Below are 26,754 nucleotides of genomic sequence, written 5' to 3' on the forward strand. Positions count from 1 at the left end.
CATTCAGCGTCCGTCCCGGAGATCGATGATGTCGCCCCGCGCTTTCCCTCGCATTCCCTTCCTGCTGCTGTCCAGTTGCCTGTTGTCCACCGCCGTGCAGGCCGCCAACGAGTCCGACGTGGTCGAGCTGGCGCCGCAGAACGTGGTCGCCACCGCACTGGAAGAAACCAAGCAGGCCCCCGGGGTTTCGGTGATCACTGCCGAAGACATCAAGAAGCGTCCGCCGGCCACCGACCTGTCGCAGATCATCCGCACCATGCCGGGAGTCAACCTGACCGGCAACTCCACCAGCGGCCAGCGCGGTAACAACCGGCAGATCGATATCCGTGGCATGGGCCCGGAAAACACCCTGATCCTGGTCGATGGCAAGCCGGTCAGCAGCCGCAGCTCGGTGCGCTACGGCTGGCGTGGCGAGCGGGATTCCCGTGGCGATACCAACTGGGTGCCGGCCGACCAGGTCGAGCGCATCGAAGTCATCCGTGGTCCGGCGGCCGCGCGCTACGGTTCCGGGGCCATGGGCGGGGTGGTGAACATCATCACCAAGCAGGCCGGGGCCGAGACCCACGGCAACATGACCGTGTACCAGAACTTCCCGACCCACAGCGACGAAGGCACCAGCAAGCGCATGACCTTCGGCCTCAACGGCCCGCTGACCGACACCCTGAGCTACCGGGTCTACGGCAATGTGGCCAAGACCGATGCTGACGACTGGGACATCAACGCCGGGCATGAATCCACCCGCAGCGGCAACCAGGTCGGCACCCTGCCGGCAGGTCGCGAGGGCGTGCGCAACAAGGACGTCAACGGCCAGCTGAGCTGGCACCTGACCCCGGAACAGACCCTTGAACTGGAAGCGGGCTTCAGCCGCCAGGGCAACATCTATACCGGCGACACCCAGAACACCAACTCCAATGCCAACGTGAAGAGCATGCTCGGTCACGAGACCAACATCCTCTACCGCGAGAACTATGCGCTGACCCATCGCGGCGACTGGGACTTCGGCAGCACCATGGCCTACCTGCAATACGAGAAGACCCGCAACCAGCGGATCAACGAGGGTCTGGCCGGCGGCACCGAAGGTATCTTCAGCAACAGCGACTTCTACACCTCGACCCTGCGCGACCTGACCGCCCACGGCGAAGTCAACCTGCCGCTGCATGCCCTGCGCGACCAGACCCTGACCCTGGGCAGCGAGTGGAGCCAGCAGAAACTCGACGACCCGAGCGCCAACACCCAGACCACCACCGAAGGCGGTGCGGTCAGCGGGCTGAGTGGTACGGGTCGGGACACCGGTTCCCAGGCGCAGATCTTCTCGCTGTTCGCCGAGGACAATATCGAACTGATGCCGGGCACCATGCTGACCCCGGCGCTGCGCTTCGACCATCACAGCGTGGTCGGCGATAACTGGAGTCCGTCGCTCAACCTGTCCCACGCGCTGACCGACACCATCACCCTGAAAGCCGGTATCGCCCGGGCCTACAAGGCGCCGAACCTGTACCAGCTGAATTCCGACTACCTGCTATATAGCCGCGGCCAGGGCTGCTATGGCCAGAGCACCAGCTGCTACCTGCAAGGCAACGACGACCTCAAGGCCGAGACCAGCGTCAACAAGGAACTGGGGATCGAGTTCCAGCAGGATGGCTGGGTCGCGGGTCTGACCTACTTCCGCAACGACTACAAGAACAAGATCGAGTCCGGCATGAGCCCGATCGGTCGCGCCACCGGTGGCAGCGGCAGCTACGCCAATGCGGCGATCTACCAGTGGGAGAACGTGCCGAAGGCGCTGGTCGAGGGTCTGGAAGGCACCCTGACCATCCCGCTGACCGAGCAACTGAAGTGGAACAACAACTTCACCTGGATGCTGCAATCGAAGAACAAGGAAACCGGCGAGACCCTCTCGGTGACGCCGAAGTACACCCTCAACTCGATGCTCGACTGGCAGGCCACCCAGGACCTGTCGCTGCAGGCCAGCGTCGCCTGGTACGGCAAGCAGACGCCGAAGAAATATGACTATCACGGTGACCGGGTGACCGGGAGCGCCAACAACCAGTTGTCGCCGTATGCGCTGGTCGGCCTGAGCGGGACCTACGCCTTTACCAAGAACCTGAGCCTGACCACCGGGGTCGACAACCTGTTCGACAAGCGCCTGTTCCGCGAGGGCAATGCCCAGGGCGTGAACAATATCGACGGCGCGGGTGCGGCCACCTACAACGAGCCGGGCCGGACCTTCTACACCAGCCTGACTGCGTCGTTCTGATGAAGCTGTCGCCGTTGTTTCTGGGTTTGCTGCTGGTGACCGGCTGTGCGCTGGCACAGCCGGAGCCGGAGCAGAAGATGCAGGCTGCGGTGTTGCAGGCGCAGGACGCGGCCTACGGCTTCAGCACCCTGGATCTGGACTCTGTGGATGGCCAGCGGCATTACCGGTTGTGGGTCGGCAAGCCGGCCCGGCCGGCGCCTGCGGCCGGGTATCCGGTGTTGTGGATGCTCGATGGCAATGCCGCGCTGAGTGCGCTGGAGCCTGCCGAGCTGGAGAAGCTGGCAGGTGGGCAGGCCCCGTTGCTGGTGGCGGTGGGGTACCGGACTGAACAGCGTATCGACCGTAATGGCCGGACCCGGGACTACACGCCGGTGGTGCCGGGGCTGGAGGCCCAGGTCGATCCGCTGACCGGGCAGCCCAGTGGCGGGGTGGATGCGTTTCTCGATCTGCTGATCGGGCGCATGCAGCCGATGGTGGCGCAGGTCGCGCCCATCGACGGCAACCGCCAGACCCTATGGGGGCATTCCTATGGTGGGGTGGCGGTGTTGCATGCGCTGTTTACCCGGCCGGGGGCGTTCAGTGACTACGCGGCGGCGAGTCCGTCGTTGTGGTGGCGGGACGGGGCCATCGTGGCCGAGGCTGAGGGTTTGGCGGGGCGTCTGGGTGAGGCCCGGCCACGGTTGTTGCTGATGCGCGGGACTGCCGAGCCGGCGCAGCCGCGGGGGCCGAGTGGTGGCGATAACGAAGGGCCGGCGCGGGCACTGGTGGCGCAGTTGCAGCAGGTGCCGGGGCTGGAGGTGAGTTATCAGCGCTTCGAAGGGCTGAACCATGGGCCGATGCTGCCGGCGTCGTTGCATCGGGTGATCGAGGGGATGTCTCACAGATAGCCTTGTGGTGTTGCTGATGGCCTCATCGCTGGCAAGCCAGCTCCCACAGGGTTTTGCTAGCGCCGCAGACCCTGTGGGAGCTGGCTTGCCAGCGATAGGGCCCTGAAGAGCGACACACCTTCCTGCGACAAGTCTTCACTTAAATTTTCGCAAATGCGGGTGTATCGTATTCGCCCTTCACACTGGCCCTCTGATGGCCAGTTGCTGTTTTCGCGAAAGATGAGGTGCCTGTTCCGATGTCCTTTACCCGTCGACAAATGCTCAAGGGCCTGACCGGCCTGGTGGTGGTTGGTCTTGGTGCCGGTGGTGCGGCCCGTTACTGGCTGGGCAAGGTCGAGGACGAGAACGCCGGGCACGACTACGAGCTGATCGCCGCCCCCCTCGATGTGGAACTGGTCCCCGGCTTCAAGACCGAGGCCTGGGCCTTCGGCCCGTCCGCCCCCGGCACCGAGCTGCGGGTCCGCCAGGGCACCTGGCTGCGGGTGCGTTTCATCAACCACCTGCCGGTGGAAACCACCATCCACTGGCACGGCATTCGCCTGCCCCTGGAGATGGACGGCGTGCCCTACGTTTCGCAACTGCCGGTCAAGCCGGGCGAATTCTTCGACTACAAGTTCCGCGTCCACGATGCCGGCAGCTTCTGGTATCACCCCCACGTCAGCAGCAGCGAGGAACTGGGCCGCGGCCTGGTCGGCCCGCTGATCGTCGAGGAACGCGAGCCCACCGGCTTCAAGCACGAGCGCACCCTGAGCCTGAAGACCTGGCACGTGGACGAGCAGGGCGCCTTCCTGCCCTTCAGCATTCCCCGCGAGGCGGCGCGCAACGGCACAGCCGGGCGCCTGATCACCATCAACGGCCAGGCCAACCAGGTCACCGAGCTGCCGGTCGGCCAGGTGGTGCGGGTGCGCCTGCTCAACCTCGACAACACCTGGACCTACCGCCTCAACCTTAAAGGCAACTGCGAGGCGATGATCTACGCCCTCGACGGCAACCCGGTCACGCCTCGGCCGTTGGATGAGGACTATTGGCTCGGCCCTGGCATGCGCATCTGCCTGGCGATCCGTATCCCGGAGGCCGGTGAAGAGATTTCCCTGCGCGACGGCTTCGTCCGCCTCGGCACCCTGCGTTCCGTGGCCAGCGCCGACAAACCGGGCGACTGGCCGCCAGCCCTGCCGGCCAACCCGATTGCCGAGCCGGACCTGGAGAAAGCCGAGAAGCTCAACTTCAATTTCGAGTGGGCCGGCAAGGTCTCGGTGGATACCGAGAATGGCCGGCCGCCCAGCCTCTGGCAGATCAACGGCCAGGCCTGGGACATCACCGACAAGACCTGCGCCGACCGCCCCATCGCCACGTTGCAGAAGGGCAAGAGCTATATCTTCGAGCTGAAGAACATGACCCAGTACCAGCACCCGATCCACCTGCACGGCATGAGCTTCAAGGTGATCGCCTCGAACCGCCGGGAGATCGTCGAACCCTGGTTCACCGACACCTACCTGCTGGGCAAGAACGAACGCGCCCAGGTGGCGCTGGTGGCGGATAACCCGGGCACCTGGATGTTCCACTGCCACGTCATCGACCATATGGAAACCGGCCTGATGGCCGCGATCGCGGTGGTCTGATGCGCCCGCAGATCATCGATCGCAGCCGCGATCAGGAATTCATGCGCCTGGCCCTGGAACTGGCGGCGCAAGGCGCGGCCCTGGGCGAAGTGCCGGTGGGCGCGGTGCTGGTGCAGCACGGCCAGGTCCTGGGCCAGGGCTTCAACCGGCCGATCACCGACAGCGACCCCAGCGCCCACGCGGAAATGGTCGCCATTCGTGCCGCCGCCAAGGCCGCGAGCAACTACCGCCTGCCGGGCAGCACCCTGTACGTCACCCTCGAACCCTGCAGCATGTGCGCCGGGCTGATCGTCCATTCGCGGGTCAACCGCGTGGTCTACGGCGCGCTGGAGCCGAAGGCGGGGATCGTGCAGAGCCAGGGACAGTTCTTCACCCAGGGTTTTCTCAACCATCGGGTGATCTATGAAGGCGGGGTGCTGGCGGAGGAGTGCGGGGCGATCCTCAGCGAGTTCTTCAAGGCGCGCCGGGCGAAGGTCTGACTATGGCTGGGGTGCCTGGTCGGCTGGCTTGTCCTTGTTGACCCCCGGTACATGCAGGTTGCCCTCGGCGACCTGGCCTTCCAGCTGAGGCTGGGTCACCCAGGTGAGGATGTCGTAGTAGCGGCGGATGTTGGCGACGAAATGCACCGGCTCGCCGCCGCGGGCGTAGCCGTACTTGGTCTTGCTGTACCACTTCTTCTGCGCCAGGCGCGGCAGCATCTTCTTCACGTCCAGCCACTTGTTCGGGTTCAGGCCCTCGCGTTCGGCCAGCTTGCGCGCGTCGTCCAGGTGTCCGCCGCCGACGTTATAGGCGGCCAGGGCGAACCAGGTGCGGTCCGGCTCCTTGATCGAGTCGTCCAGCTGCTCCTTCACGTACATGAAGTACTTGGCGCCGCCGCGGATGCTCTGCACCGGGTCAAGCCGGTTGGATACACCCATGGCCTGGGCGGTGCGCTGGGTCAGCATCATCAGGCCGCGCACGCCGGTCTTGGAGGTGACTTCCGGTTGCCACATGGATTCCTGGTAACCGATAGCGGCCAGCAGGCGCCAGTCCACCTGTTCCTGCTTGGCGTAGGTGCGGAAGTGCTTCTCGAAGCGTGGCAGGCGTTCCTGCAGGTGCTGGGCGAAGGTATAGGCGCCGACGTAGCCGAGTACGTCGACATGCCCGTAGTAGCGGTCCTTCAGGCGTTGCAGGGTGCCGTTCTTCTCGACCTTGTCGAGGAAGGCGTTGATCTCGTTGAGCAGGCTGTTGTCTTCGCCGGCGGCCACGGCCCAGCGCTGGTCGCGGGCATCGCCGAGGTCGAAGGCGACGCGCACGTTGGGGAAGTACACCTGGTTCATCGCCAGTTCGTTGGAGTCCACCAGGGTCAGGTCGATCTGGCCTTCGTCGACCATGCGCAGCAGGTCGACCACTTCCACTTGGTCGGATTCTTCGTATTCCAGGCCGGGATACTGCTTCTTCAGCTCGGCCAGCTGCTCGGCGTGGCTGCTGCCCTTGAGCACCAGGATGCGCTTGCCGACCAGACCGGCGGCATTGGTCGGCCGGGTCTTGCCGTTGCGATAGATGATCTGCGGGGTGACTTCCAGATACGGATGGGAGAAGCGCGCCTGGGCCTTGCGCTGCTCGCTGCTGACCAGGCCGGCGGCGGCCAGTACCGGGCCGTTGGGCTGGCCAAGCTGGCTGAAGATATCGTCGAGGTTGTCGGCGGTCTCGATCTGCAGCTTGACCCCGAGATCGTCAGCGAAACGCTTGACCAGCTCGTATTCGAAGCCGGTTTCGCCGTTGCGGTCCTGGAAGTAGGTGGCCGGACTGTTGCGGGTTATCACCCGCAATACGCCATCCTCCTTGATGCGTTCAAGGGTGCTGGGTTTTTCAACGCAGGCACCGAGCATCAGGAAGAGTCCTAGTGCGATGAGCCATTGGGCGCACCGCTGGCGCAGAACAGAGTGGGCAGACATAAGGTGCAGTATACGCAAAGGGCTTGCCGTGCCATATCTCGACAACTGCTGGCTTGTCTGCTATCGCGGCGTTGTGCTTGCGACTTTTCAGCGCACTTTGACCCTTATATGAAAGCTCCGACACCCCTGGAATGCACCTGCCGACATGCGGACGGCTGCCGATGCAGCGTTTCGGGTGCCTCGCGCAACGGTTTAGGCTAGAATGCACGGCCTCCAAGCACACCCCCTTCTTGAGGCTGTCCCGACGATGTTGATCCTGCGCGGCGCTCCTGCCCTTTCTGCCTTTCGCCACGGTAAATTACTCGAGCAACTGAGCCAGAAAGTCCCCGCTGTTAATGGTTTGTACGCTGAATTCGCTCATTTCGCCGAAGTTGATGGCGATCTGACCGCCGAGCAACAGCAAGTGCTCGCGCGCCTGCTCAAGTACGGCCCGAGCGTCCCGGTGCAGGAGCCAACTGGTCGCCTGTTCCTGGTCATGCCGCGTTTCGGCACCATCTCGCCCTGGTCGAGCAAGGCCAGCGACATCGCCCACAACTGCGGCCTGGAAGTCGTTCGTCGCCTGGAGCGCGGCATCGCCTACTACGTCGCCGGTGAACTGAGCGACGCCGACGCCGCCAGCGTCGCCGAGCTGCTGCACGACCGCATGACCCAGATCGTGCTGGGCAAGCTGGAAGAGGCCGCCGGCCTGTTCAGCCACGCCGAGCCCAAGCCGCTGACCGCCGTGGACATCCTCGGTGGCGGTCGCGCCGCGCTGGAAACGGCCAACGTCGAGCTGGGCCTGGCCCTGGCCGAAGACGAGATCGACTACCTGGTCAACGCCTTCCAGGGCCTCAAGCGCAACCCCCACGACATCGAACTGATGATGTTCGCCCAGGCCAACTCCGAGCACTGCCGCCACAAGATCTTCAACGCCAGTTGGGATATCGACGGCCAGAGCCAGGAAAAAAGCCTGTTTGGCATGATCAAGAACACCTACCAGATGCACAGCGAAGGCGTCCTGTCCGCGTACAAGGACAACGCCTCGGTGATCGTCGGTTCCGTGGCCGGGCGCTTCTTCCCGAACCCTGATACCCGCCAGTACGGCGCGGTGCAGGAGCCGGTGCACATCCTGATGAAGGTCGAGACCCACAACCACCCGACCGCCATCGCGCCATTCCCGGGGGCCTCCACCGGCTCCGGCGGCGAGATCCGCGACGAAGGCGCCACCGGTCGCGGCGCCAAGCCGAAAGCCGGCCTGACCGGCTTCACCGTGTCCAACCTGCGTATCCCGGGCTTCGAACAGCCGTGGGAGAAACCGTACGGCAAGCCCGAGCGCATCGTCGACGCGCTGGACATCATGATCGAAGGCCCGCTGGGCGGCGCCGCGTTCAACAACGAATTCGGCCGTCCGGCCCTGACCGGCTACTTCCGTACCTTCGAACAGTCCATCAGCACCCCTCACGGCGACGAAGTGCGCGGCTACCACAAGCCGATCATGCTCGCCGGCGGCATGGGCAACATCCGCGAAGAGCACGTGCAGAAAGGTGAAATCACCGTCGGCGCCAAGCTGATCGTCCTCGGCGGCCCGGCCATGCTGATCGGCCTGGGCGGCGGCGCAGCCTCGTCCATGGCCACCGGCGCCAGCTCCGCCGACCTGGACTTCGCTTCCGTACAGCGGGAAAACCCGGAAATGGAACGCCGCTGCCAGGAGGTCATCGACCGCTGCTGGCAACTGGGCGACAAGAACCCGATCGCCTTCATCCATGACGTCGGCGCCGGCGGTATCTCCAACGCCTTCCCGGAACTGGTCAACGACGGCGGCCGTGGCGGTCGCTTCGAACTGCGCAACGTGCCGAACGACGAGCCGGGCATGGCCCCGCACGAAATCTGGAGCAACGAGTCCCAGGAGCGTTACGTGCTGGCCGTCAGCGCGGTCGACTTCGAGCGCTTCCAGGCCATCTGCGAGCGCGAGCGCTGCCCGTTCGCGGTGGTCGGCGAAGCCACCGCAGAGCCGCAACTGACCGTGACCGACAGCCACTTCGGCAACACCCCGGTGGACATGCCGCTGGAAGTGCTGCTGGGCAAGCCGCCGCGCATGCACCGTTCGGTCACCCGCGAAGCCGAGCAGGGCGATGATTTCGACCCGTCGAAGCTGGAACTGGCCGACTCCATCGAGCGCGTCCTGCGTCACCCGGCCGTGGCCAGCAAGAGCTTCCTGATCACCATCGGCGACCGCACCATCACCGGCCTGGTCGCCCGTGACCAGATGGTCGGCCCATGGCAGGTCCCGGTCGCCGACTGCGCCGTCACCGCCACCAGCTTCGACGTCTACACCGGCGAATCCATGGCGATGGGCGAGCGCACCCCGCTGGCCCTGCTGGACGCCCCGGCCTCCGGCCGCATGGCGATCGGCGAGACCCTGACCAACATGGCCGCCTCGCGCATCGAGAAGCTGTCCGACATCAAGCTGTCGGCCAACTGGATGTCCGCTGCCGGCCACCCGGGTGAAGACGCCCGCCTGTACGACACCGTCAAGGCCGTGGGCATGGAACTCTGCCCTGAGCTGGGCCTGACCATTCCGGTGGGCAAGGACTCCATGTCCATGAAGACCCGCTGGAGCGACGAAGGCGCGGAGAAGACCGTTACCTCGCCGCTGTCGCTGATCGTCACCGGCTTCGCCCCGGTCACCGACATCCGCAAGACCCTGACTCCAGAGCTGCGCATGGACAAGGGCGAGACCGACCTGATCCTGATCGACCTGGGTCGCGGACAGAACCGCATGGGCGCCTCGATCCTCGCCCAGACCCACGGCAAGCTGGGCGCCCAGGCCCCGGACGTCGACGACGCCGAAGACCTGAAAGCCTTCTTCGCAGTGATCCAGGGCCTCAACGCCGACGGTCACCTGCTGGCCTACCACGACCGTTCCGACGGCGGCCTGCTGGTCAGCGCCCTGGAAATGGCCTTCGCCGGCCACTGCGGTCTGAACCTGACCCTCGACACCCTGGCTGACAGCCGTGAGGAAGTCGCTGCCGTGCTGTTCAACGAAGAGCTGGGCGCGGTGATCCAGGTTCGCCAGGACGCTACTCCGGACGTGCTGGCGCAGTTCAGCGCCGCCGGCCTGGGCGACTGCGTCGCGGTGATCGGCAAGCCGGTCAATAACGGCGAAGTGGCCATCAGCCTCAACGGCGAGATGCTCTTCGACGGCGACCGCCGCCTGCTGCAACGCGTCTGGGCCGAGACCAGCTACCAGATCCAGCGCCTGCGCGACAACGCCCAGTGTGCCGACCAGGAATTCGACCTGCTGCTGGAAGAGGACAACCCGGGCCTGAGCGTCAAGCTGGGCTTCGACGTCAACCAGGACATCGCCGCGCCTTACATCAAGAAGGGCGTGCGTCCACAGGTTGCCGTACTGCGCGAGCAGGGCGTCAACGGCCAGGTGGAAATGGCGGCAGCCTTCGACCGTGCCGGCTTCAACGCCATCGACGTGCACATGAGCGATATCCTCGCCGGCCGCGTCGACCTCAACGAGTTCAAGGGCCTGGTGGCCTGCGGTGGCTTCTCCTACGGTGACGTCCTTGGCGCAGGTGAAGGCTGGGCCAAGTCGGCGTTGTTCAACGCCCGTGCCCGCGACGCCTTCCAGGGCTTCTTCGAGCGTGCCGACAGCTTCGCCCTCGGCGTGTGCAACGGTTGCCAGATGATGTCTAACCTGCACGAGCTGATCCCGGGTACCGAGTACTGGCCGCACTTCGTGCGCAACCGCTCCGAGCAGTTCGAGGCGCGGGTGGCGATGGTCCAGGTCCAGGAGTCCAACTCGATCTTCCTGCAGGGCATGGCCGGTTCGCGCATGCCGATCGCCATCGCCCACGGCGAAGGCCATGCCGAGTTCTCCAGCGAGGAAGCCCTGCTCGAAGCCGACCTGTCCGGCTGCGTGGCCCTGCGCTTCGTCGACAACCACGGCAAGGTCACCGAGAGCTACCCGGCCAACCCGAACGGCTCGCCGCGCGGGATCACCGGCCTCACCAGCCGCGACGGTCGCGTCACCATCATGATGCCGCACCCTGAGCGGGTCTTCCGTGCCGTGCAGAACTCCTGGCGTCCGGATGACTGGAACGAAGATGCTGGCTGGATGCGCATGTTCCGCAACGCGCGGGCCTGGGTGAACTGAGTTTGTACAAACTCGCGTTCTTCGTTCCGCCGAGCCACCTCGACACGGTCAAGCAGGCCGTGTTCGAGGCGGGCGGCGGGCGGATCGGCGACTACGATTCCTGTGCCTGGCAAGTGCTGGGCCAGGGCCAGTTCCGCCCGCTGGACGGCGCAACGCCGTTTATCGGGCAGAGCGGAGTGGTCGAGTCGGTGGAGGAGTGGCGGGTGGAGCTGGTGGTGGCGGACGAACTGATTCATCAGGTCGTTGCGGCGCTGAAGCAGAGCCATCCCTATGAAACCCCGGCCTATGAGGCTTGGAAGCTCGCCGATATCTAGAACCTGAACACCGAACCTGTGGGAGCTGGCTTGCCAGCGATAGCTTTAGTGAATTCACCATAGCTATCGCTGGCAAGCCAGCTCCCACAGGGTTTAGTGTTGTCCCTTCTGGCTGGTTACATTCGAACCTACGCTAACCTCCCGATCATGCCCCCCGGTCCTGAACAGCCCCAGGTCCACCGAAGCATCCCCATCCTCCAGCCCCATCGCACTTTCCTTGTAGGTCTTCACCAGATCCTCCCCCAGCTCCACCGGGGCATTGGACAGATTGGTCCCCACCACCCGCCGGTAATCCCGCCCGCTCAGGGTTTCCTTGCTGACTTGCCCGCTGCCCAGTTCGACCTCGCCCTTCGGCGCCCGCAGATCCGCACCTTTCAGGCGCACATCACCGGCGACCTCCAGATCGATCCCGTCCCGGCCGACCAGCCGGCTCGGCTCGGCAACGCTGTCGAGCTTGCGATGGTCCACCTTCAGGTCCAGGGTCGGTGAAAAGCCCGGATCGACCTTCTGCACCGCCGACCCGACGCTCTTCTCCGCCTTGGCGCCCAGCGGCCCGCTGAACGACTTCACCGCATTGAGATAGCCCTGGGGATTCTTCTCCTGGCTCAGCCGCGCATCCACATCGATTTTCAGGCCGTTGACCCTATCCATCTGGCTCGCCACCAGCAGGTCGCCGCCGATCTGGCCGTCGATGCGCCCGGCGTTCACGCGCACGCCCTTGAGCTGCATATCGTTGAGGCTGTCGAGGCTGAGCCGTTGCCCGGTCAGCTCGCTGTTGAGATGGCGCAGGCTGTCCAGTTGGTCCAGGGCGACCTGTGCCCGGCCATGCAGGGCCTGCTTGTTGTCGGCCTTGACCTCGGCCGGCGTCCTGGAGAACCCGGCACCGACCGTGAGCTTGAGATTGTCGCGTTTCTCGAGGTTCTGCCCCGACTCGACCAGGACCCCACCGTTCTCCGCCGAGACGATGATCTCCTTGGCCGAGGCCTTGACCCCTTGCTGGTGAATGGCCTGCTCGCTGCTGTCCTGGCTGTTGAAGGTCAGGGTGTTTTCTGCCGTCAGGGCTGCCCCGGTGGCGGTGCTGCTGGTTTCATCCACCCGCCCCGTCTCGAAGTGCCCGCCCAGCCCGCCACCGTGGCCGGGGTCGGCTTTCTTGACCTGCACTTCGCCGCCGCCACCGATATTGCTGCCGGTCGCCCGATGGGTGTCCGTGGCGGCCAGCACCTTCAGTGGGCCTTGGGCATCAAGGATGATATCCGCAGGCTTGGCCTTCGGATCACCAATACGCGTACCTACCAGCGTCATCTCGCCAGCGGATTTCAACTGCACCACGCCCTGCGCATCGATACTGCCGACCCGCGCCTGGCTGTCGCTGCTGTCGAGCTGCTGGTGGTCTAGATAGCCACGCAGCTCCAGGGCGCTGCCGCCCGGTGTGTTGCCGGCCTTGACCCAGCCGCTGCCGTCGGTCTGGCGCAGGCTGTGGGACTGACGGTCATTGGCCTGGGCGAAGGTCAGGTCGCCACCGGCGTCGACGGTTACCGCACCCTTGCCGCCATTGAACGCGGTGCCTTCATAGGCCCCGTCGCTGCCCAGTTGAACCTGGATGCCTTGCTGGCCATAGAGGCTGCCGGGGCGCGCGGTGATGCTTTCCCGGGTGCTGTCGAGGGCGCCGCCCTTGCCGGACAGGCGTAGGGTGATGTCCTTGCCGGTGGCGGTTTCCACCCGCGTAGCGCCGCTGACATCCAGGCGCTTGACCGTTTCCCGTGTGCTGTCCTGGGCCGCCGCGAATTGATGGTCCTGCGCATCGATCCGCACCTGGCCGTTGCTGGCGTTGTACCGGGTGCCGGTGTCGTTCAGGGTGTCGGCCTTGACCTGGATGGCGCCGGCGCCCAGTTCGCTGACCATGGCCGTTTCCGTGCGGCGGGTTTGCTGGCGGTTGAGGTGGTCCAGCGACACGTCCACGCCCAGCGTCGGCGGGGCCAGGGCATCTTCCACCGAGCCTTGCTGGAAGCGCGCGGCCTCATTGCCGGTCACCAGGTTCTCGATCGGCCGGGTCAGGTCGCGGACCTCCAGGCTCAGGCCGGCGCGGCCGCTCCAGTCCTGGTTGCCTTCACGCACCTCGTGAACCTTGGCGGTCGCGCGGTTCTCCACCTGCTGGGCGTCCACCAGCAGCGTGCCACCGGCCTCGGCCTTGGCCGCCTCATTGACCAGCGCCGGCGTCTTGATGCGGATATCGCCCGGAGCCTTCAGCTCGCTGGAGAGCGGGTCCAGATTGATTTCCTCGCGGGTCTGCCGCTGATGGAAACCCTCGGGACCACTGCCGATGCGGTCCATGCCGCCGGTCACGCCGATACCGCCGCCAAAGCGCGTGTCGCTGCTCTTGCGGGCCTGCTGATTGCTCTGCGCGCCAAGGCTGACCTGTTGGCCATCGATCACGATAGCGCCCTGGCTGGCCGTGAGCTTCGAACTGTCGATGGCCACCGAGGCGTTGCCGTCGATCGCGATGGTGCCGGCGTTCAGCTGGCTGGGCGTCAGGGTGGTGGTGCTGTCGCTGCTGTCCTGTTGGGTCAGTTGGTAGCCAGCCGCCGCCCGGTACTGTTTCGACCCTGGTTTGCCATCCGCGGCCTGCTGGGTCTCGCCGGCATTGGCGTAGAAACCGCGCGCTGATTCCTGGCGGGTGTCGACGCGGGCTTCGCTGGCGGCGCTGACACTCACGTCCTTCGCTGCCTCCAGTTTCAGCTCGCCGCCGGCCTGCAGTTTTGCGCCGATCACTTTCAGCTCATCGGCGCTGGCCAGGCGCAGGTTGCTGTCGGAGGCGACGTCGCTGACCAGCACCGAGTTGCCACTCTGCTGGCGCTCGCTGCCGTTCTTGACCAGGCCGAAGACCTTGCTGTCGCTGTGCTGGGTGTTGCGCGCCGAGGTGTCATAGGCAGGTTCGACGTTGAGCGCCGCCTTCTGGCTGACCAGCAGGGCGTCGTCCTTGCTGGCGATGCGGCTGCCTGTGACCTGGACCTTGTCGGCGACCACGGTCAGCGCGCCGCCGGACACCACCTGGCTGCCGAGGTGTCGGGTGTCGCCGCCCTGGCCGTTGTCGCGCTTGCCGAAGAAGCTGCCGGAGACCAGGTCGCCGCGGTATTGCTTACTGCTTTCGCTGCGGTCCTGGTGCGCGGTGGTAATGTCCAGCTGCGGCGCTTGCAGGGTCATGTCCTTGCCGCTGCGCAAGGTGCTGCCGGCAACGCGCATTTCATCGCCGGCCTGCAGCTTCACCTTGCGTCCGGACAGCTCGCTGGGCAGGGCCGTCTCGCTGTAGCTGCGGCTGTCCTTGTCGCCGCGCCAGAGGTGCTTGCGGTGGCGGACGGTTTCGTCGACGCGCACGCTTTCCAGCCCCGCTCCGATATCCAGCCGGCCGCCGCTGCGCACGTCGAGATCGCCACCGGCCTTGACCTTGGCGTTACGCATTTGCAGATCAGTGCCGGCCTGCAGGTCGATGCCGCCGCTGGAGGCCAACTGGCTGCCGAGGTCCTTGTGCGTCGTGGTGGTGCGCTTGCGCTCGTAGGTCTCGGTAGTGACGAACCACCACTTCTTCTCGTGTTGCTCGTTTTCCCGCTTGATCTTCTCGCGGGTCTTGCTGTCGAGGACCAGGCGCTTGCCGGCACGGCCTTCGACCCTGGTCGCGTTGGCGTCGATGGCGCTCAGGCGCAGGTCGTCCGCGGCATCGAGTTGCAGTTTGCCCTTGCCGGCATCCAGGCGGCTCTGCCGGCGGGCGTTGCCGTTGATGTCGAGGTCGCCGGCCGACTTTACGCTGATGCCGTCGCGGGCGGTGAGCGACGGTGCGGCGATACGCACCCCGGCGCCTTCGGCGGTGCTGATGATACGGATGCGTCCGGCGTTCATGGCGCCGAACAGATTGGCGTCGACGCTCCCCGGTGTGCCCGGGAGGTGCTCGACGACCTGCCCGCTGGCGTGATCGATACGGTTGCGCCCGGCGATGACGTCAAGGTCACCCTTGGCATCCAGCAGCCCGGCGCTCTCGATGCGCGGGGCGATCAGGGCCAGCGCGCCTTCGACGTTGCTCGCACCGTTGGCCCCGACGTTCAGCTCGCCGGTGGCGGTACGGGTGTCGAGCTCGATCAGGCGCCCGTCCTCGATCAGCGGCCGGCCCACCAGTTGCGCCGCCCTGGTGGTGTTGATGAAGCTGCCGCCGTTGATGGTGATGCCGTTGGGGTTGGCGAGGATGTAGTCGGCGGGGCGGCCGAAGATTTCCTGGGGGCCTTCGATCACCGAGGACTTGCGGCTGATCACCTCGTTGAGGATGGTCGAGGCGGCCTGGCCCTGGAACTGCGGGTTGGCCCCCAGTTTTCCGGCGAGCTGCGACTGACCGGCTTCAAGGGCGTTGTTCAGCACCACGCCGGGCTGGCCGACGTTGTAGTCGAGGAACTGGTTGTGCGACAGGCCGCTGGCCGACGGCGCGACGATATCGATCACCGACACGCCGTTGTGCGGGTTGATCGTCGGGGTGCCCGCGGGGCCGCTGGCGGGTTGCAGGGCCGGGTTGGCGAGGGCGCCGGTCGGGGTCAGCAGGCTGGCGGCGATGGCCAGGCGCAACAGGTTTGGGGTGAAGCAGGTTTGGCTGTTTTTCACGGTGCGGTCTCTCTCGGTGATGAGTCAGAAAACCAGGGTCAGTTGCGCGCGCCAGTGGCCGGGTTCGAGGGCATGGCGGGGAGTGCTGTCGTTGTGCAAGGGGCGCTGGTAGTCGAGCTTCAGGCGCGCGTCGGGGCGGCTGAATTCGAGGCCGGCGGACAGGCCCAGCAGGCGCTGCGAGGGTGCGCCGTGATCGAAGCGGCTCCAGCCGGCGTCGAGTCCGAGGGATGGGCGGATCTCCAGGGGGAGCGAGGTGTTCAGGGGCAGGCTGAAGGTGTTGCGCCAGACCGCGCCGCTGGAATCGGACACCCCGCTGTCGCGGAAACCGCGGACGGCGGAAGCGTCGCCGATGGCAATGTGCTCCAGGGCTGTGAGGGGATCAGGGCTGAATTGCAGGGCCAATTCACTGTCCCAGCGCCAGCGCAGTCGGGGATTGGTGCTTTCGCGGCGTTGCCAGAGGCTGGCGCGGTATTTGCGGAACTGCGGCTCGGGTGCGCGTGGGTTGAACCTGTGCGTGTCGGCACCGAACCAGGTCAGGCCCTGGCTGTAGCCGAGGCCAATGCTCCAGACGGCATCGTCGCGCCAGCTGAGGTTGATGTCGGCATCGAGGGTCGTGACGGTGGGGCTCTGGAACTTGATCCTGCTATGGGAAAGTCGGGTGTCCGAGCGCTTTTGCCCCAGTTGAAGGCTGTAATCGAATTGCAGGGCGTTCAGGTAGCGGAAGGTGTTCTCCAGCTTGACGCTGTACAGGTCAATGCGGCCCTCGGTGACTCGATGCGAGGCGGGGAGTGGTGCTCGGTAGTGGAGGCGAGCTGCGTTCAGGCTGAAGGTCCAGGGACCCTGTGGAATGCTGTAGCTCAGGCCAAGCCTATGACTGTTGCCGGGGCTGCCTGGCAGGCTGCTCGTGCTGTACAGCGCGAAAAAATCGTTCTGCTCCAGGGGGCTGTCGATGCCCAGTTGCAGTCCGTGCTGACCGCGACCCACCAGCGCATTGCCGTTGTTGTCCAGGCTGCCCAGCAGACGCAAGCGTGAGGTGCGGGGACGCTGGGAGCGGATTACCACGCGCGTTCCCCCTGGCATCGTGCCAGGCTCCAGGTCGGCCTGTAGATCGACGCTCTGCAGGCGGTTCATTTGCCAGAGTCCCTGCTCCAGATCACCGAGTTTCAACGGTTTGCCGAGCAGGTCGGGAAAGGCGCGGGACAGTGACAGGGGCAGGTCCGGATCATCGAGCTCCACCGACTCGACGAAGCCTTCGGCGACGAGGATCTCGAGCCTGCCGTCTTGTAGCGGACTTGCCAGGTAAGGCCGGCTGGCCAGGTAACCCTGCTCCAGGTAAAGCAGGGTAATCCCCTTGAGCAGTTCGTTGATCTGCGCCTCGGTCATGCAGCGATGCAACAAGGTGTCGAGACGGGCGCGCAGGGTTCGGCTGCTCAGCAGGGTACTGCCGACCAGATTCACCGTACGGATCGGCCAGCAGTGGGCGTTTCCGGAAATTGTCGGGTTGGTCTCGTCCTGGGTGCTGATCGCTGGCGAGTTCAGTCGACGCAACTGCTGCTCGCGCTTGAGCTCGCGGGTTTCCCGCTCCTGTTCGCGCAACAGCGGCAGCCCCGGGTTGACCTGGGCAGTGGCGGGGCTTGGCAGCAGGGCGACAAGGATCGCGGACGCCAGCAAGCATCTGCGTCCGAATAAACACGGCATGGCGCGTCCCTATATTGTTGTTCTAGGACGGAGAGTCGTTATGAGGGAAAGGAATCTAGGGCACGGGGCATCCGTCTGGATGCTGGGGAAATGCGCGAGCTTGGGTGGGAAAAAGGCGGGGTTTACTGAGGAAATTTCTGAGGGAAAAAGTCGAAAGCACGACGCGGACCCTGTGGGAGCGGGTTCACCCGCGATTGCAATGGTGAATCCACCGCCGCAATCGCGGGTGAACCCGCTCCCACAGGGTCCGCGTCGTGCTTCAGATTTTTTTCAGGGCCGGATCTCGATCATGGTCCCGTCCTGGACCAGGTTCCACACCTCGCGCATGTCCATGTTGCGCATGGCGATGCAGCCCTCGGTCCAGTCGAGGGTGTGGAACACCTGTTCCGGGTACTCCTCGCTGTCCGGGGTGCCATGGATCATGATCATGCCGCCCGGCGGCACGCCGTCACGCCGGGCCCTGGCCGAGTCGGTGATGTTCGGATACGACACGTGGATCGCCAGGTTGTAGCGGTCCGAGACCTTGCGCCAGTCCAGCCAATAGAAGCCTTCAGGCGTGCGCTTGTCGCCCTCGCGCTCCTTGGCGCCGAGGGGTTTCTTGCCGAGGGAGATGCGGTAGGTCTTCAGCGGCTGGCCATTGCTGATCAGTTCCAGACGCCGCTGCGACTTGATCACCAGCACCTTGTCGATGCGCCCGGCCGTGTTGACGGTAGCGGGAGAGGCCAGCGGTGCGACCTCGGTGACCGGCTTCCTGATGATGGTCTCGGTGTAGGCCGCCTGGGACAGCGACGCAACACTCAGGCAGAAAAGGGCAAGCAACCAGCGCATTGAACGGTATCCCCGGAAAGCGGTGTCATTGTTCGAGTATGGGTGGCGGGGCGAAAGAGGGCGGCAGGCTGTCGTTGCGCACCGGATAGTGCTGCTTTTCGCGGTCCCGATAGTAGCATTCTAGTGTGACGCGCACGGTGCGGAAAGCCAGCTCGTCCCACGGGATCTCGTGTTCCTCGAACAGCCGCACTTCCAGGCTCTCGACCCCGACCGCGAAGTCCAGGTCGGCCAGTTCGCCGCGGAAGAACACATGTACCTGGTTGATATGCGGCAGATCGTAGAGGTGATAAAGGCTCAGGTCGCCGACCCGGGCGCAGGCTTCCTCGACGGTTTCCCGACGTGCGGCCTGTTCCATGGTCTCGCCGTTCTCCATGAAACCGGCGGGCAGGGTCCAGTAGCCTTTGCGCGGTTCGATCGCGCGGCGACAGAGCAGCACCTGGCTGCCATGGTTGGGCAGCACGCCGGCGACGATATTGGGGTTCTGGTAATGGATGGTCTGGCAGTGGTCGCAGACATAACGCAGGCGCGAATCGCCATCGGGAATGCGCTGGGTGACCGGCTTGCCGCACGCACTGCAGTATTTCATGCTTATCTTCCTGTGAGTTGCGGCTATCTTCGCGCCCCGCTGCCGTGCCCGGCAAGGGCGATCGTCGGTGGGGCTTGGGCGCGGGGCGGCTTTGGTGCATGATGCAGAACGCTATTGGAACGAGAGAGACCATGCTGGACGAGCTACTTCGCCGTGTGAGCAGTCACACCCCGGGCACTTTGGAAACCGATCGACGTTTTCCCGAGGCCGCGGTGTTATTGCCCATCACCCGCAGCGAAGAGCCGGAGCTGGTCCTGACCCTGCGCGCCAAGGGCCTGTCCACCCACGGTGGCGAGGTGGCCTTCCCGGGCGGGCGTCGCGATCCGGAAGACCCCGACCTGGTGTTCACCGCGTTGCGCGAGGCGGAAGAAGAAATCGGCCTGCCGCCGGGGCTGGTGGAGATCGTCGGGCCGTTGAGTCCGCTGGTTTCGCTGCATGGCCTGAAGGTCACGCCTTATGTCGGGCTGATCCCCGACTACGTCGAATACCAGCCCAACGATGCCGAGATCGCCGCAGTATTCACCGTACCCCTGGAGTTCTTCCGCCAGGACCCGCGTGACCATACCCACCGGATCGACTACCAGGGCCGCAGTTGGTACGTGCCCAGCTACCGCTACGGCGAATACAAGATCTGGGGCCTGTCGGCGATCATGATCGTCGAGCTGGTCAACCTGCTCTACGACACGCAGATCAGCCTGCACCAGCCGCCCGAACGCTTCACTCCAATCTGACGAGCGGGACCACCCGCCGCGCATCCACCGTGAGGATCCACGCATGAAATACCGTCTGGGCGACCTGCGGGTCGAAACCCATCCGCAAAGCTGGGTGGCGCCCAATGCCACGCTGATCGGCAAGATCCGCCTGCAGGCGGGGGCCAGCGTCTGGTTCAACGCGGTGCTGCGTGGCGACAACGAACTGATCGATATCGGCGAGAACAGCAACGTCCAGGACGGCACGGTGATGCACACCGACATGGGCTCGCCGCTGACCCTCGGCAAGGGCGTGACCATTGGTCACAACGCCATGCTCCATGGCTGCTCGGTGGACGATTTCAGCCTGATCGGCATCAACGCGGTGATCCTCAACGGCGCGAAGATCGGCAAGCACTGCATCATCGGCGCCAATGCGCTGATTCCCGAAGGCAAGGAAATTCCCGATGGTTCGCTGGTCATGGGCTCGCCGGGCAAGATCGTCCGCGAACTGACCGATGCGCAGAAGAAGATGCTGGAAGCCAGCGCTGCCCACTACGTGCACAACGCCCAGCGTTATGCCCGCGACCTGGCGCCGCAGGAGGATTGATGAGCAGCACAGCCGAAAAACCCGTGGCCTCGCCCTGCGTCAGCATCTGCGCGCTGGATGACCACGATATCTGCACCGGTTGCCAGCGCACCGCCATGGAAATCACCCGCTGGGGCCGGATGGACAACGACGAGCGCCGCCAGGTGCTGGTCCTGTGTCACGAGCGGGCCCTGGCGGCGGGCCTGATCTTCGGGCAACCGGCCAAGGCCGGCTGATCCGGGGCTTGGCCGCACGGGGCTGCTCAAGTACCCTGTGCGGCTTGTCTGCAGGTCACCTCTCATGTTCTTTCTCATCGCCTATATCAGCAGCGTGGTGCTGATCAACTACGCCTTCTCCAGTGCGCCGCACCTGGATGTCATCTGGTCCGCCTGGGGCGGGCTGGTGTTCGTCCTGCGCGACATGGTCCAGACCCGTTTCGGCCATGGTGCCCTGGCGGCCATGCTGGCGGCGCTGGTGCTGTCCTATATCACCTCGGAACCGGCCATCGCCCTGGCCAGCGCCACGGCCTTCGCCGTGTCCGAGCTGATCGACTGGCTGGTGTTCAGCATCACCAAGCGACCGCTGCACGACCGCCTGTGGATCAGCTCGGCGCTGAGCATTCCCATCGACACCTTTATCTTCTTCGGCATGATCGGCGCGCTGACGCCGGCGGTGGTGGGGACGGCACTGGCTTCGAAGTTTGCGGGTGTCACTGCCGTATGGCTTGCCATGGCCTGGCGGGTTCGCAAGAACGCTGTCGCCAATTGACGGCTTGCACCAAACCCTGTGGGAGCTGGCTTGTCGGACCGCCGCACCGCAGCGATTTGGCCAGTCCTGACGACCTCTATGCTTGTGCCGGCCTCATCGCTGGCAAGCCAGCTCCCACAGGGTCGGTGTCGCCCCAAAGAGGGTGGGCTCATGTAAAATACGCCCCTTTCGCTGGCCCGCACCGTGCTGGGGCGGTCCTGGATTTCTCCCCCTGAGGACCTGTGATGACTCGTATCGGAACTCCATTGTCGCCCACCGCGACCCGTGTACTGCTCTGCGGCTGCGGCGAGCTGGGCAAGGAAGTGGTGATCGAGCTGCAACGCCTGGGCGTTGAAGTGATTGCCGTGGACCGCTACGCCAACGCCCCGGCGATGCAGGTTGCGCACCGCAGCCACGTGATCAACATGCTCGACGGCGCCGCCCTGCGCGCAGTGATCGAGGCCGAGAAGCCGCACTACATCGTGCCGGAAATCGAAGCCATCGCCACCGCCACCCTGGTCGAGCTGGAAGCCGAAGGCTTCACCGTGGTGCCGACTGCCCGCGCCGCGCAACTGACCATGAACCGCGAAGGCATCCGTCGCCTGGCCGCCGAAGAGCTGGACCTGCCGACCTCGCCATACCACTTCGCCGACACCTTCGAAGACTACAAGGCCGCTGCCCTGGACCTGGGCTTCCCGTGCGTGGTCAAGCCGGTGATGAGCTCGTCGGGCAAGGGCCAGAGCCTGCTGAAAAGCGCCGACGACCTGCAGCAGGCCTGGGACTACGCCCAGGAAGGCGGCCGCGCCGGCAAGGGCCGGGTGATCATCGAAGGCTTCATCGACTTCGACTACGAAATCACCCTGCTGACCGTTCGTCATATCGGCGGCACCACCTTCTGTGCGCCGGTCGGTCACCGCCAGGAGAAGGGCGACTACCAGGAATCCTGGCAACCACAGGCGATGAGCCCGGTGGCCCTGGCCGAGTCCGAGCGCGTGGCCAAGGCGGTCACCGAGGCCCTGGGTGGCCGTGGCCTGTTCGGCGTGGAACTGTTCGTCAAGGGCGACCAGGTGTGGTTCAGCGAAGTGTCGCCGCGTCCGCACGACACCGGCCTGGTCACCCTGATCTCCCAGGACCTGCCGCAGTTCGCCCTGCACGCGCGGGCGATCCTCGGCCTGCCGATCCCGGTGATCCGTCAGTTCGGCCCTTCGGCCTCGGCGGTGATCCTGGTGGAAGGCAAGTCCGAGCAGACCGCCTTCGACAACCTCGGCGCGGCACTGGCCGAGCCGGACACCGCGCTGCGCCTGTTCGGCAAGCCGGAAGTCAACGGTCAGCGGCGCATGGGCGTATGCCTGGCCCGTGACGAGTCGATCGAAGCGGCCCGGGCCAAGGCGACCCGTGCTTCGCAGGCGGTGAAGGTCGAGCTGTAAGGCTCAAGACAACGGGGCTGCCAGGCAGCCCCGTTTTTCGTTACAGATCCGAGTGCCGGGTTTCCTTCAGGCACAGCACGGCAATCAGGCTCAGCAGGGCCGCAGCCGAGACATAACCCCCCACCCAGCTCAAGCCCCCCATCACCCCCAGCTTCTGCGCGAAGAACGGTGCAGCGGACGCACCGACGATGCCACCCAGGTTGTACGCCGCCGATGCGCCGGTGTAGCGCACATGGGTCGGGAACAGCTCTGGCAGCAGAGCACCCATCGGCGCGAAGGTCACCCCCATCAGGAACAGCTCGATGGCCAGGAACAGCGCCACCCCGGTGGTCGAGCCCGAGGTCAGCAGGGGCTCCATGAGGAAGCCCGAGGCGATGGCCAGCAGGGCGCCGACGATCAGTACCGGCTTGCGTCCGTAGCGATCACTGAGCCAGGCCGACAGCGGCGTGGCCAGGGCCATGAACAGCACGGCGAAGCACAGCAGGCCGAGGAAGGTTTCCCGCGTGTAGCCCAGGGTCGAGACCCCATAGCTCAGGGAAAACACCGTGGAGATGTAGAACAGCGCGTAGCACACCACCATGGCCAGGGCGCCGAGCAGCACCGGCAGCCAGTACTGGGCGAACAGCTCGACCACCGGCAGCTTCACCCGCTCATGACGGGCGATGGCCTTGGCGAAGATCGGCGTTTCTTCCAGCTTCAGGCGCACATACAGGCCGACGATCACCAGCGCAGCGCTGAGCAGGAACGGAATGCGCCAGCCCCAGGCACGGAAGTCCTCGTCGCTGAGGAGCATGGCCAGGGCCAGGAACAGGCCGTTGGCGGCGAGGAAGCCGATGGACGGGCCCAGTTGCGGGAACATGCCGAACCAGGCGCGCTTGTTCTTTGGCGCGTTCTCCGTGGCCAGCAGGGCGGCACCGCCCCATTCGCCGCCCAGGCCCAGGCCCTGGCCGAAGCGCAGCACGCAGAGCAGGATCGGCGCCCAGATGCCGATGCTGTCATGCCCCGGCAGCACGCCGATCAGGGTGGTACACACGCCCATCAGCAGCAGCGAGGCGACCAGGGTCGATTTGCGGCCGATCCGGTCGCCAAAGTGGCCGAACAGCGCCGAACCCAGCGGCCGGGCAAGGAACGCGATACCGAAGGTAAGGAACGCCGAGAGCATCTGCGCAGTGCCGGAGGTCTGCGGGAAGAACACCGGGCCGATCACCAATGCGGCGGCGGTGGCGTAGACGTAGAAATCGTAGAACTCGATGGCGGTGCCGATAAAACTGGCGGTGGCGACGCGGGCGGGCGAGTTGCCGGACGGCACGGCGTCCGTGTCGTTGTAGGTGCTGCTGGATGTCATCTGGAGAACCCCTGACAGTCGAGTGCTCTTCTGGCGACCACGCACGGTTGGCAGCGAGGGGCCGGAGCGTATTTATAGGTATGGCTCGCATGGCCGAGCATACGCCCCGTGGGGATGGAGGCGGGCGCGGGCACTGTTCGGGGTGTGAAGCAGTACCGGTAAAAGCGCGCGATGCAGGCGGTGCGGACTGGCCGGAAAGCGCCGGGTGCGGGTAGCGGGCGCGACGGCAGGGCTGGGTAAGCGTAGGCCGAGTATAGCCAGATTCGATACCGGATGTGTCTATCCCGAGCGTTCCGCCTGTAATGAATCAGGCAACCGGCGAGCGGGCTACGGTCCAGACCAGGATGCGGCTGGCGCGGTTGTCCTCGGTCTGCAGGATTTCCAGGCGATAGCGGCCGATCTTCAGGCACACGGCACTGTCGGGGATGCTTTCCAGCGCCTCGGTGACCAGGCCGTTGAGGGTTTTCGGGCCGTCGCTGGGCAGGTGCCAGCCCAGGCAACGGTTCAGCTCGCGAATGGCGATGGCGCCTTCGATCACGTAGCGCCCGTCCGGCATGGGGTGGATATGCGGGTTGTCGTGGTTGTCCTGTTCTTCGAACTCGCCGACGATCTCTTCGAGGATGTCTTCCAGGGTCACGATCCCCTGCACCTCGCCGTATTCGTCGACGACGATGCCCATGCGTCGCTGCTGCTTGTGGAAGTTCAGCAACTGCAGTTGCAGCGGGGTGCTTTCCGGAACGAAGTAGGGCTCATAGCAGGCGCCCAGCAGGCTGTCGAAGGTCAGTTCGGCGGTCGGCAGCAGGTGGGCGATATGGCGCACGTTGAGCACCGCCTGGACCTGGTTGATATCGCTATGGAACACCGGCAGGCGCGTGTGCTTGCAGGCGATCAGCTGGGCGGTGATCTCTTCGATCGTGTCGTCGAGGTTGACCCCGTCCACTTCGCTGCGCGGCACGAGGATGTGGTTGACGGTGATCTTTTCCAGGGCCAGCAGGCTGGCGGGGAAGGGGTGGACGCCGGTTTTTTCGCTGTCCTCGTCGGTATCGTCCACCTGGCTGTCGTCGTGCTCGTGGTGGTTGACCACGGCGGGCTTGACCGAGAAAGGCCGCACGATCAGGCGGGCGATGCCGTCCAGCAGGCAGGCCAGCGGCTGCAGCAGGTAGAGCGGGAAACGCAGGATGATGCCGAGGCCGATAAAGGCTTCCGGGTTGCGCCGGGCCAGTTGCCGCGGCAGGTACTCGGCGCAGATCAGCAGGAGCAGGGCGGCGCCCAGGCAGCCCAGCCAGAAGCCGCTCTCACCCTGGCAGCGCAGGCCGGTGAGGGCGGCGAGGGCGAACACCAGCAGCTTGCCAAGGGTCGAGCCGAGCACCAGGGCCTGGGTCGGGATGCCTTCGAGGCGCGGATGATTGATCAGGCGCTGGCGTGCGCTATCCACCGCAGTGAACAGTGCCGACCACAACAAGGCCAGGGCCAGGAGCCCGAGCAGCGGAGCCAGCGGCAGAGTGTCCATCGATCGCTCGTCAGATATGCAGGATGAATTCGCGTACCAGCTTGCTGCCGAAGTAGGCCAGCATCAGCAGGCAGAAACCGGCCAGGGTCCAGCGGATCGCCTTGTGCCCGCGCCAGCCGAGACGGGTGCGGCCCCACAGCAGCACGCCGAACACCACCCAGGCGACGCAGGACAGCAGGGTCTTGTGTACCAGGTGCTGGGCGAACAGGTTGTCGAGGAACAGCCAGCCGGAAACCAGCGACAGCGAGAGCAGGCCCCAGCCCGCCCAGAGAAAGCCGAACAGCAGGCTTTCCATGGTCTGCAGCGGCGGGAAATTGCGGATCAGGCCGGAGGTGTGCTTGTGCTTGAGCTGGTGATCCTGCACCAGCAGCAGCAACGCCTGGAACACCGCGATGGTGAACAGGCCATAGGCCAGGATCGACAGCAGGATATGGGCGAGGATGCCGGGCTCTTCATTGATCAACGGCACCGTGCCGGACGGCGCGAACTGGGCGATCAGCGCGGTCAGCAGGCCGAGGGGGAAAAGCAGCAGGAGCAGGTTTTCCACCGGGATGCTCAGGCAGGCGATCAGGGTGATGGCGATCACGGCGGTGGCGATCAGGCTGGCGGCGCTGAAGAAGTCCAGGCTCAGGCCCAGGGGCGTGAGCAGTTGCCAGAACAGCGCGCTGCCCTGGGCAATCACGGCCAGGGCACCGAGCAGGCCGAGCAGCCGTTTGTCGGCCTTGACGCCACGGGCAAGGCCGGTGCCTTGGAGGATGATCGCGGCGGCGTAGAGGCAGGCGGCGATCAGGTTGGGTAGCAAGCTGGGTGACAAGGGGAGCATAAGTCCTGTTAGGCAAGCCCGAAAGTCGTCGAGTTTGGCATAGAACGGCGCCCCCTAGGAAGCACAGGTATCTACACATCTCTCAGCCCCACGCTGAGTGCTCTGGCTCTGGCTCTGGCTCTGGCTCTGGCTCTGGCTCTGGCTCTGGCTCTGGCTGTTGCTTTTGATCTGCTTTTGATCTGGCTTTTGATCTGCTGCGACTTCAGGAGGCTGAGTGGAGCGCTGATGTAGGGGGTGGAGGGCCATGGATGGCCCGGAAAGCGCCATAGGGCAGGAGCCCGTATGGCGCGGCCCCCGGAATCAGTGCGGAGGGAAGGAACCCGGAGCGAAGCGTAGGGCCGGATGCAGGAGCAAAGGCCTTTTGCTTACTTTTGGGCCTTTTCCAAAAGTAAGCCGCCGTAAGGGCGGAAGGGTGACTTTGCGTCGCTGGTTCGAATGGATATGTCCCCGGTTTCGGTACCGACTGCTGGTGCTTTGGTTCTGCTATTTGCGAGCATATCCATTCACGATGGTGACATTTAGTCACCCTTTCGCCCTTACGGCGACTCCCTTTTGGAAAGGCCCAAAAGGAAGCAAAAGGCCTCCCGTCGGTATGACTCACCCACATGGGTTACAAATCAGTTCACTCACATAGGTAACAGTTTTTAACTGGCAGGGTCGGTTTTCGAGGATCTGACTATGCCTTGGCGAGAGCTAAAACCTATGGACCTCAAACT

Annotated in this window: 19 protein-coding genes; 11 read left to right on the forward strand and 8 right to left on the reverse strand. The window is 65.0% G+C overall.

The annotated features are described in order from the left end of the window. Positions 1-28: 28 nt before the first annotated feature. The 4 genes from PSEMO_RS31145 (at position 29) to tadA (ending at position 5,242) form a co-directional block, all read left to right on the forward strand. The gene (locus PSEMO_RS31145) at positions 29-2,257 is read left to right on the forward strand and encodes a TonB-dependent siderophore receptor (RefSeq protein WP_075806696.1); all 2,229 of its coding nucleotides are present in this window, start codon (positions 29-31) and stop codon (positions 2,255-2,257) included. Next, positions 2,257-3,144: an alpha/beta hydrolase gene (locus tag PSEMO_RS31150; protein ID WP_075806697.1), complete on the forward strand. Its 888-nt coding sequence runs from the start codon at positions 2,257-2,259 to the stop codon at positions 3,142-3,144. Before PSEMO_RS31145 ends, PSEMO_RS31150 begins: the two co-directional genes overlap by 1 nt. A 236-nt stretch (positions 3,145-3,380) precedes the next feature. Then, on the forward strand, positions 3,381-4,763 hold the full coding sequence (locus PSEMO_RS31155; RefSeq protein ID WP_075806698.1) for a multicopper oxidase family protein: 1,383 nt from the start codon (positions 3,381-3,383) through the stop codon (positions 4,761-4,763). Next, positions 4,763-5,242: a tRNA adenosine(34) deaminase TadA gene (gene tadA / locus PSEMO_RS31160; RefSeq protein ID WP_075806699.1), complete on the forward strand. Its 480-nt coding sequence runs from the start codon at positions 4,763-4,765 to the stop codon at positions 5,240-5,242. The genes PSEMO_RS31155 and tadA overlap by 1 nt, the downstream gene beginning before the upstream one ends. On the opposite strand, the gene mltF is transcribed toward tadA, so the two are convergent. Then, positions 5,243-6,700: a membrane-bound lytic murein transglycosylase MltF gene (gene mltF / locus PSEMO_RS31165; protein ID WP_075806700.1), complete on the reverse strand. Its 1,458-nt coding sequence runs from the start codon at positions 6,698-6,700 to the stop codon at positions 5,243-5,245. A 247-nt stretch (positions 6,701-6,947) separates the two neighbouring features. On the opposite strand from mltF, the gene purL reads away from it, so the two are divergent. Both purL and PSEMO_RS31175 read left to right on the forward strand, forming a co-directional pair. Further along, the gene (gene purL / locus PSEMO_RS31170; protein WP_075806701.1) at positions 6,948-10,844 is read left to right on the forward strand and encodes a phosphoribosylformylglycinamidine synthase; all 3,897 of its coding nucleotides are present in this window, start codon (positions 6,948-6,950) and stop codon (positions 10,842-10,844) included. A gap of 2 nt (positions 10,845-10,846) precedes the next feature. Next, positions 10,847-11,158: a Nif3-like dinuclear metal center hexameric protein gene (locus tag PSEMO_RS31175; RefSeq protein WP_075806702.1), complete on the forward strand. Its 312-nt coding sequence runs from the start codon at positions 10,847-10,849 to the stop codon at positions 11,156-11,158. Between the two features lie 93 nt (positions 11,159-11,251). Here PSEMO_RS31175 and PSEMO_RS31180 read toward each other — a convergent pair whose 3' ends face one another. The 4 genes from PSEMO_RS31180 to PSEMO_RS31195 form a co-directional block, all read right to left on the reverse strand. Then, positions 11,252-15,796, reverse strand: a complete 4,545-nt coding sequence (locus PSEMO_RS31180) for a hemagglutinin repeat-containing protein (RefSeq protein ID WP_075806703.1) — start codon at positions 15,794-15,796, stop codon at positions 11,252-11,254. Positions 15,797-15,820: 24 nt separating this feature from the next. After that, the gene (locus PSEMO_RS31185; protein WP_178392085.1) at positions 15,821-17,467 is read right to left on the reverse strand and encodes a ShlB/FhaC/HecB family hemolysin secretion/activation protein; all 1,647 of its coding nucleotides are present in this window, start codon (positions 17,465-17,467) and stop codon (positions 15,821-15,823) included. 297 nt (positions 17,468-17,764) lie between these two features. Further along, positions 17,765-18,322 carry a L,D-transpeptidase family protein gene (locus PSEMO_RS31190; RefSeq protein ID WP_075806705.1) on the reverse strand — a complete coding sequence of 186 codons (558 nt, stop codon included), beginning with the start codon at positions 18,320-18,322 and terminating at the stop codon, positions 17,765-17,767. Positions 18,323-18,347: 25 nt separating this feature from the next. After that, the gene (locus PSEMO_RS31195; protein ID WP_075806706.1) at positions 18,348-18,908 is read right to left on the reverse strand and encodes an NUDIX hydrolase; all 561 of its coding nucleotides are present in this window, start codon (positions 18,906-18,908) and stop codon (positions 18,348-18,350) included. Positions 18,909-19,039: 131 nt separating this feature from the next. Here PSEMO_RS31195 and PSEMO_RS31200 point away from each other — a divergent pair, with 131 nt between their 5' ends. The 5 genes from PSEMO_RS31200 (at position 19,040) to purT (ending at position 22,360) form a co-directional block, all read left to right on the forward strand. Beyond that, a complete protein-coding gene (locus tag PSEMO_RS31200) occupies positions 19,040-19,639 on the forward strand; it encodes a CoA pyrophosphatase (RefSeq protein ID WP_075806707.1) in 600 nt (199 codons plus the stop codon). Positions 19,640-19,682: 43 nt separating this feature from the next. Next, positions 19,683-20,207, forward strand: coding sequence for a gamma carbonic anhydrase family protein (locus PSEMO_RS31205; RefSeq protein WP_075806708.1), 525 nt, complete (start codon positions 19,683-19,685; stop codon positions 20,205-20,207). Then, positions 20,207-20,422: a DUF1289 domain-containing protein gene (locus PSEMO_RS31210; protein WP_075806709.1), complete on the forward strand. Its 216-nt coding sequence runs from the start codon at positions 20,207-20,209 to the stop codon at positions 20,420-20,422. Before PSEMO_RS31205 ends, PSEMO_RS31210 begins: the two co-directional genes overlap by 1 nt. 64 nt (positions 20,423-20,486) lie before the next feature. Continuing rightward, positions 20,487-20,954 (forward strand): VUT family protein, encoded by a 468-nt coding sequence (locus PSEMO_RS31215; protein WP_075806710.1) that lies wholly within the window; start codon positions 20,487-20,489, stop codon positions 20,952-20,954. Positions 20,955-21,178: 224 nt separating this feature from the next. After that, positions 21,179-22,360 (forward strand): formate-dependent phosphoribosylglycinamide formyltransferase, encoded by a 1,182-nt coding sequence (gene purT / locus PSEMO_RS31220; protein ID WP_075806711.1) that lies wholly within the window; start codon positions 21,179-21,181, stop codon positions 22,358-22,360. 40 nt (positions 22,361-22,400) lie between these two features. Here the strand turns inward: purT and PSEMO_RS31225 are convergent, their stop codons facing one another. The 3 genes from PSEMO_RS31225 to PSEMO_RS31235 form a co-directional block, all read right to left on the reverse strand. Then, complete coding sequence (locus PSEMO_RS31225; protein WP_075806712.1) at positions 22,401-23,705, reverse strand: MFS transporter; 1,305 nt, start codon at positions 23,703-23,705, stop codon at positions 22,401-22,403. Positions 23,706-24,012: 307 nt separating this feature from the next. Continuing rightward, complete coding sequence (locus PSEMO_RS31230) at positions 24,013-25,215, reverse strand: transporter associated domain-containing protein (RefSeq protein WP_075806713.1); 1,203 nt, start codon at positions 25,213-25,215, stop codon at positions 24,013-24,015. Positions 25,216-25,225: 10 nt separating this feature from the next. Beyond that, the gene (locus PSEMO_RS31235; RefSeq protein ID WP_075806714.1) at positions 25,226-26,038 is read right to left on the reverse strand and encodes a cytochrome C assembly family protein; all 813 of its coding nucleotides are present in this window, start codon (positions 26,036-26,038) and stop codon (positions 25,226-25,228) included. Positions 26,039-26,754 lie beyond the last annotated feature (716 nt).

This window comes from Pseudomonas putida, assembly GCF_001941965.1.
GTDB lineage: Bacteria > Pseudomonadota > Gammaproteobacteria > Pseudomonadales > Pseudomonadaceae > Aquipseudomonas > Aquipseudomonas putida_L.

Bases quoted from the DNA above. Each gene is read 5' to 3' on its own strand.
- PSEMO_RS31205 (WP_075806708.1), top strand. From the start codon at position 19,683: ATGAAATACCGTCTGGGCGACCTGCGGGTCGAAACCCATCCGCAAAGC.
- mltF (WP_075806700.1), bottom strand. From the start codon at position 6,700: ATGTCTGCCCACTCTGTTCTGCGCCAGCGGTGCGCCCAATGGCTCATC.
- purT (WP_075806711.1), top strand. From the start codon at position 21,179: ATGACTCGTATCGGAACTCCATTGTCGCCCACCGCGACCCGTGTACTG.
- PSEMO_RS31235 (WP_075806714.1), bottom strand. From the start codon at position 26,038: ATGCTCCCCTTGTCACCCAGCTTGCTACCCAACCTGATCGCCGCCTGC.
- PSEMO_RS31190 (WP_075806705.1), bottom strand. From the start codon at position 18,322: ATGCGCTGGTTGCTTGCCCTTTTCTGCCTGAGTGTTGCGTCGCTGTCC.
- PSEMO_RS31145 (WP_075806696.1), top strand. From the start codon at position 29: ATGTCGCCCCGCGCTTTCCCTCGCATTCCCTTCCTGCTGCTGTCCAGT.
- PSEMO_RS31215 (WP_075806710.1), top strand. From the start codon at position 20,487: ATGTTCTTTCTCATCGCCTATATCAGCAGCGTGGTGCTGATCAACTAC.
- PSEMO_RS31230 (WP_075806713.1), bottom strand. From the start codon at position 25,215: ATGGACACTCTGCCGCTGGCTCCGCTGCTCGGGCTCCTGGCCCTGGCC.
- PSEMO_RS31210 (WP_075806709.1), top strand. From the start codon at position 20,207: ATGAGCAGCACAGCCGAAAAACCCGTGGCCTCGCCCTGCGTCAGCATC.
- PSEMO_RS31155 (WP_075806698.1), top strand. From the start codon at position 3,381: ATGTCCTTTACCCGTCGACAAATGCTCAAGGGCCTGACCGGCCTGGTG.
- PSEMO_RS31225 (WP_075806712.1), bottom strand. From the start codon at position 23,705: ATGACATCCAGCAGCACCTACAACGACACGGACGCCGTGCCGTCCGGC.
- PSEMO_RS31200 (WP_075806707.1), top strand. From the start codon at position 19,040: ATGCTGGACGAGCTACTTCGCCGTGTGAGCAGTCACACCCCGGGCACT.
- tadA (WP_075806699.1), top strand. From the start codon at position 4,763: ATGCGCCCGCAGATCATCGATCGCAGCCGCGATCAGGAATTCATGCGC.
- purL (WP_075806701.1), top strand. From the start codon at position 6,948: ATGTTGATCCTGCGCGGCGCTCCTGCCCTTTCTGCCTTTCGCCACGGT.
- PSEMO_RS31195 (WP_075806706.1), bottom strand. From the start codon at position 18,908: ATGAAATACTGCAGTGCGTGCGGCAAGCCGGTCACCCAGCGCATTCCC.
- PSEMO_RS31150 (WP_075806697.1), top strand. From the start codon at position 2,257: ATGAAGCTGTCGCCGTTGTTTCTGGGTTTGCTGCTGGTGACCGGCTGT.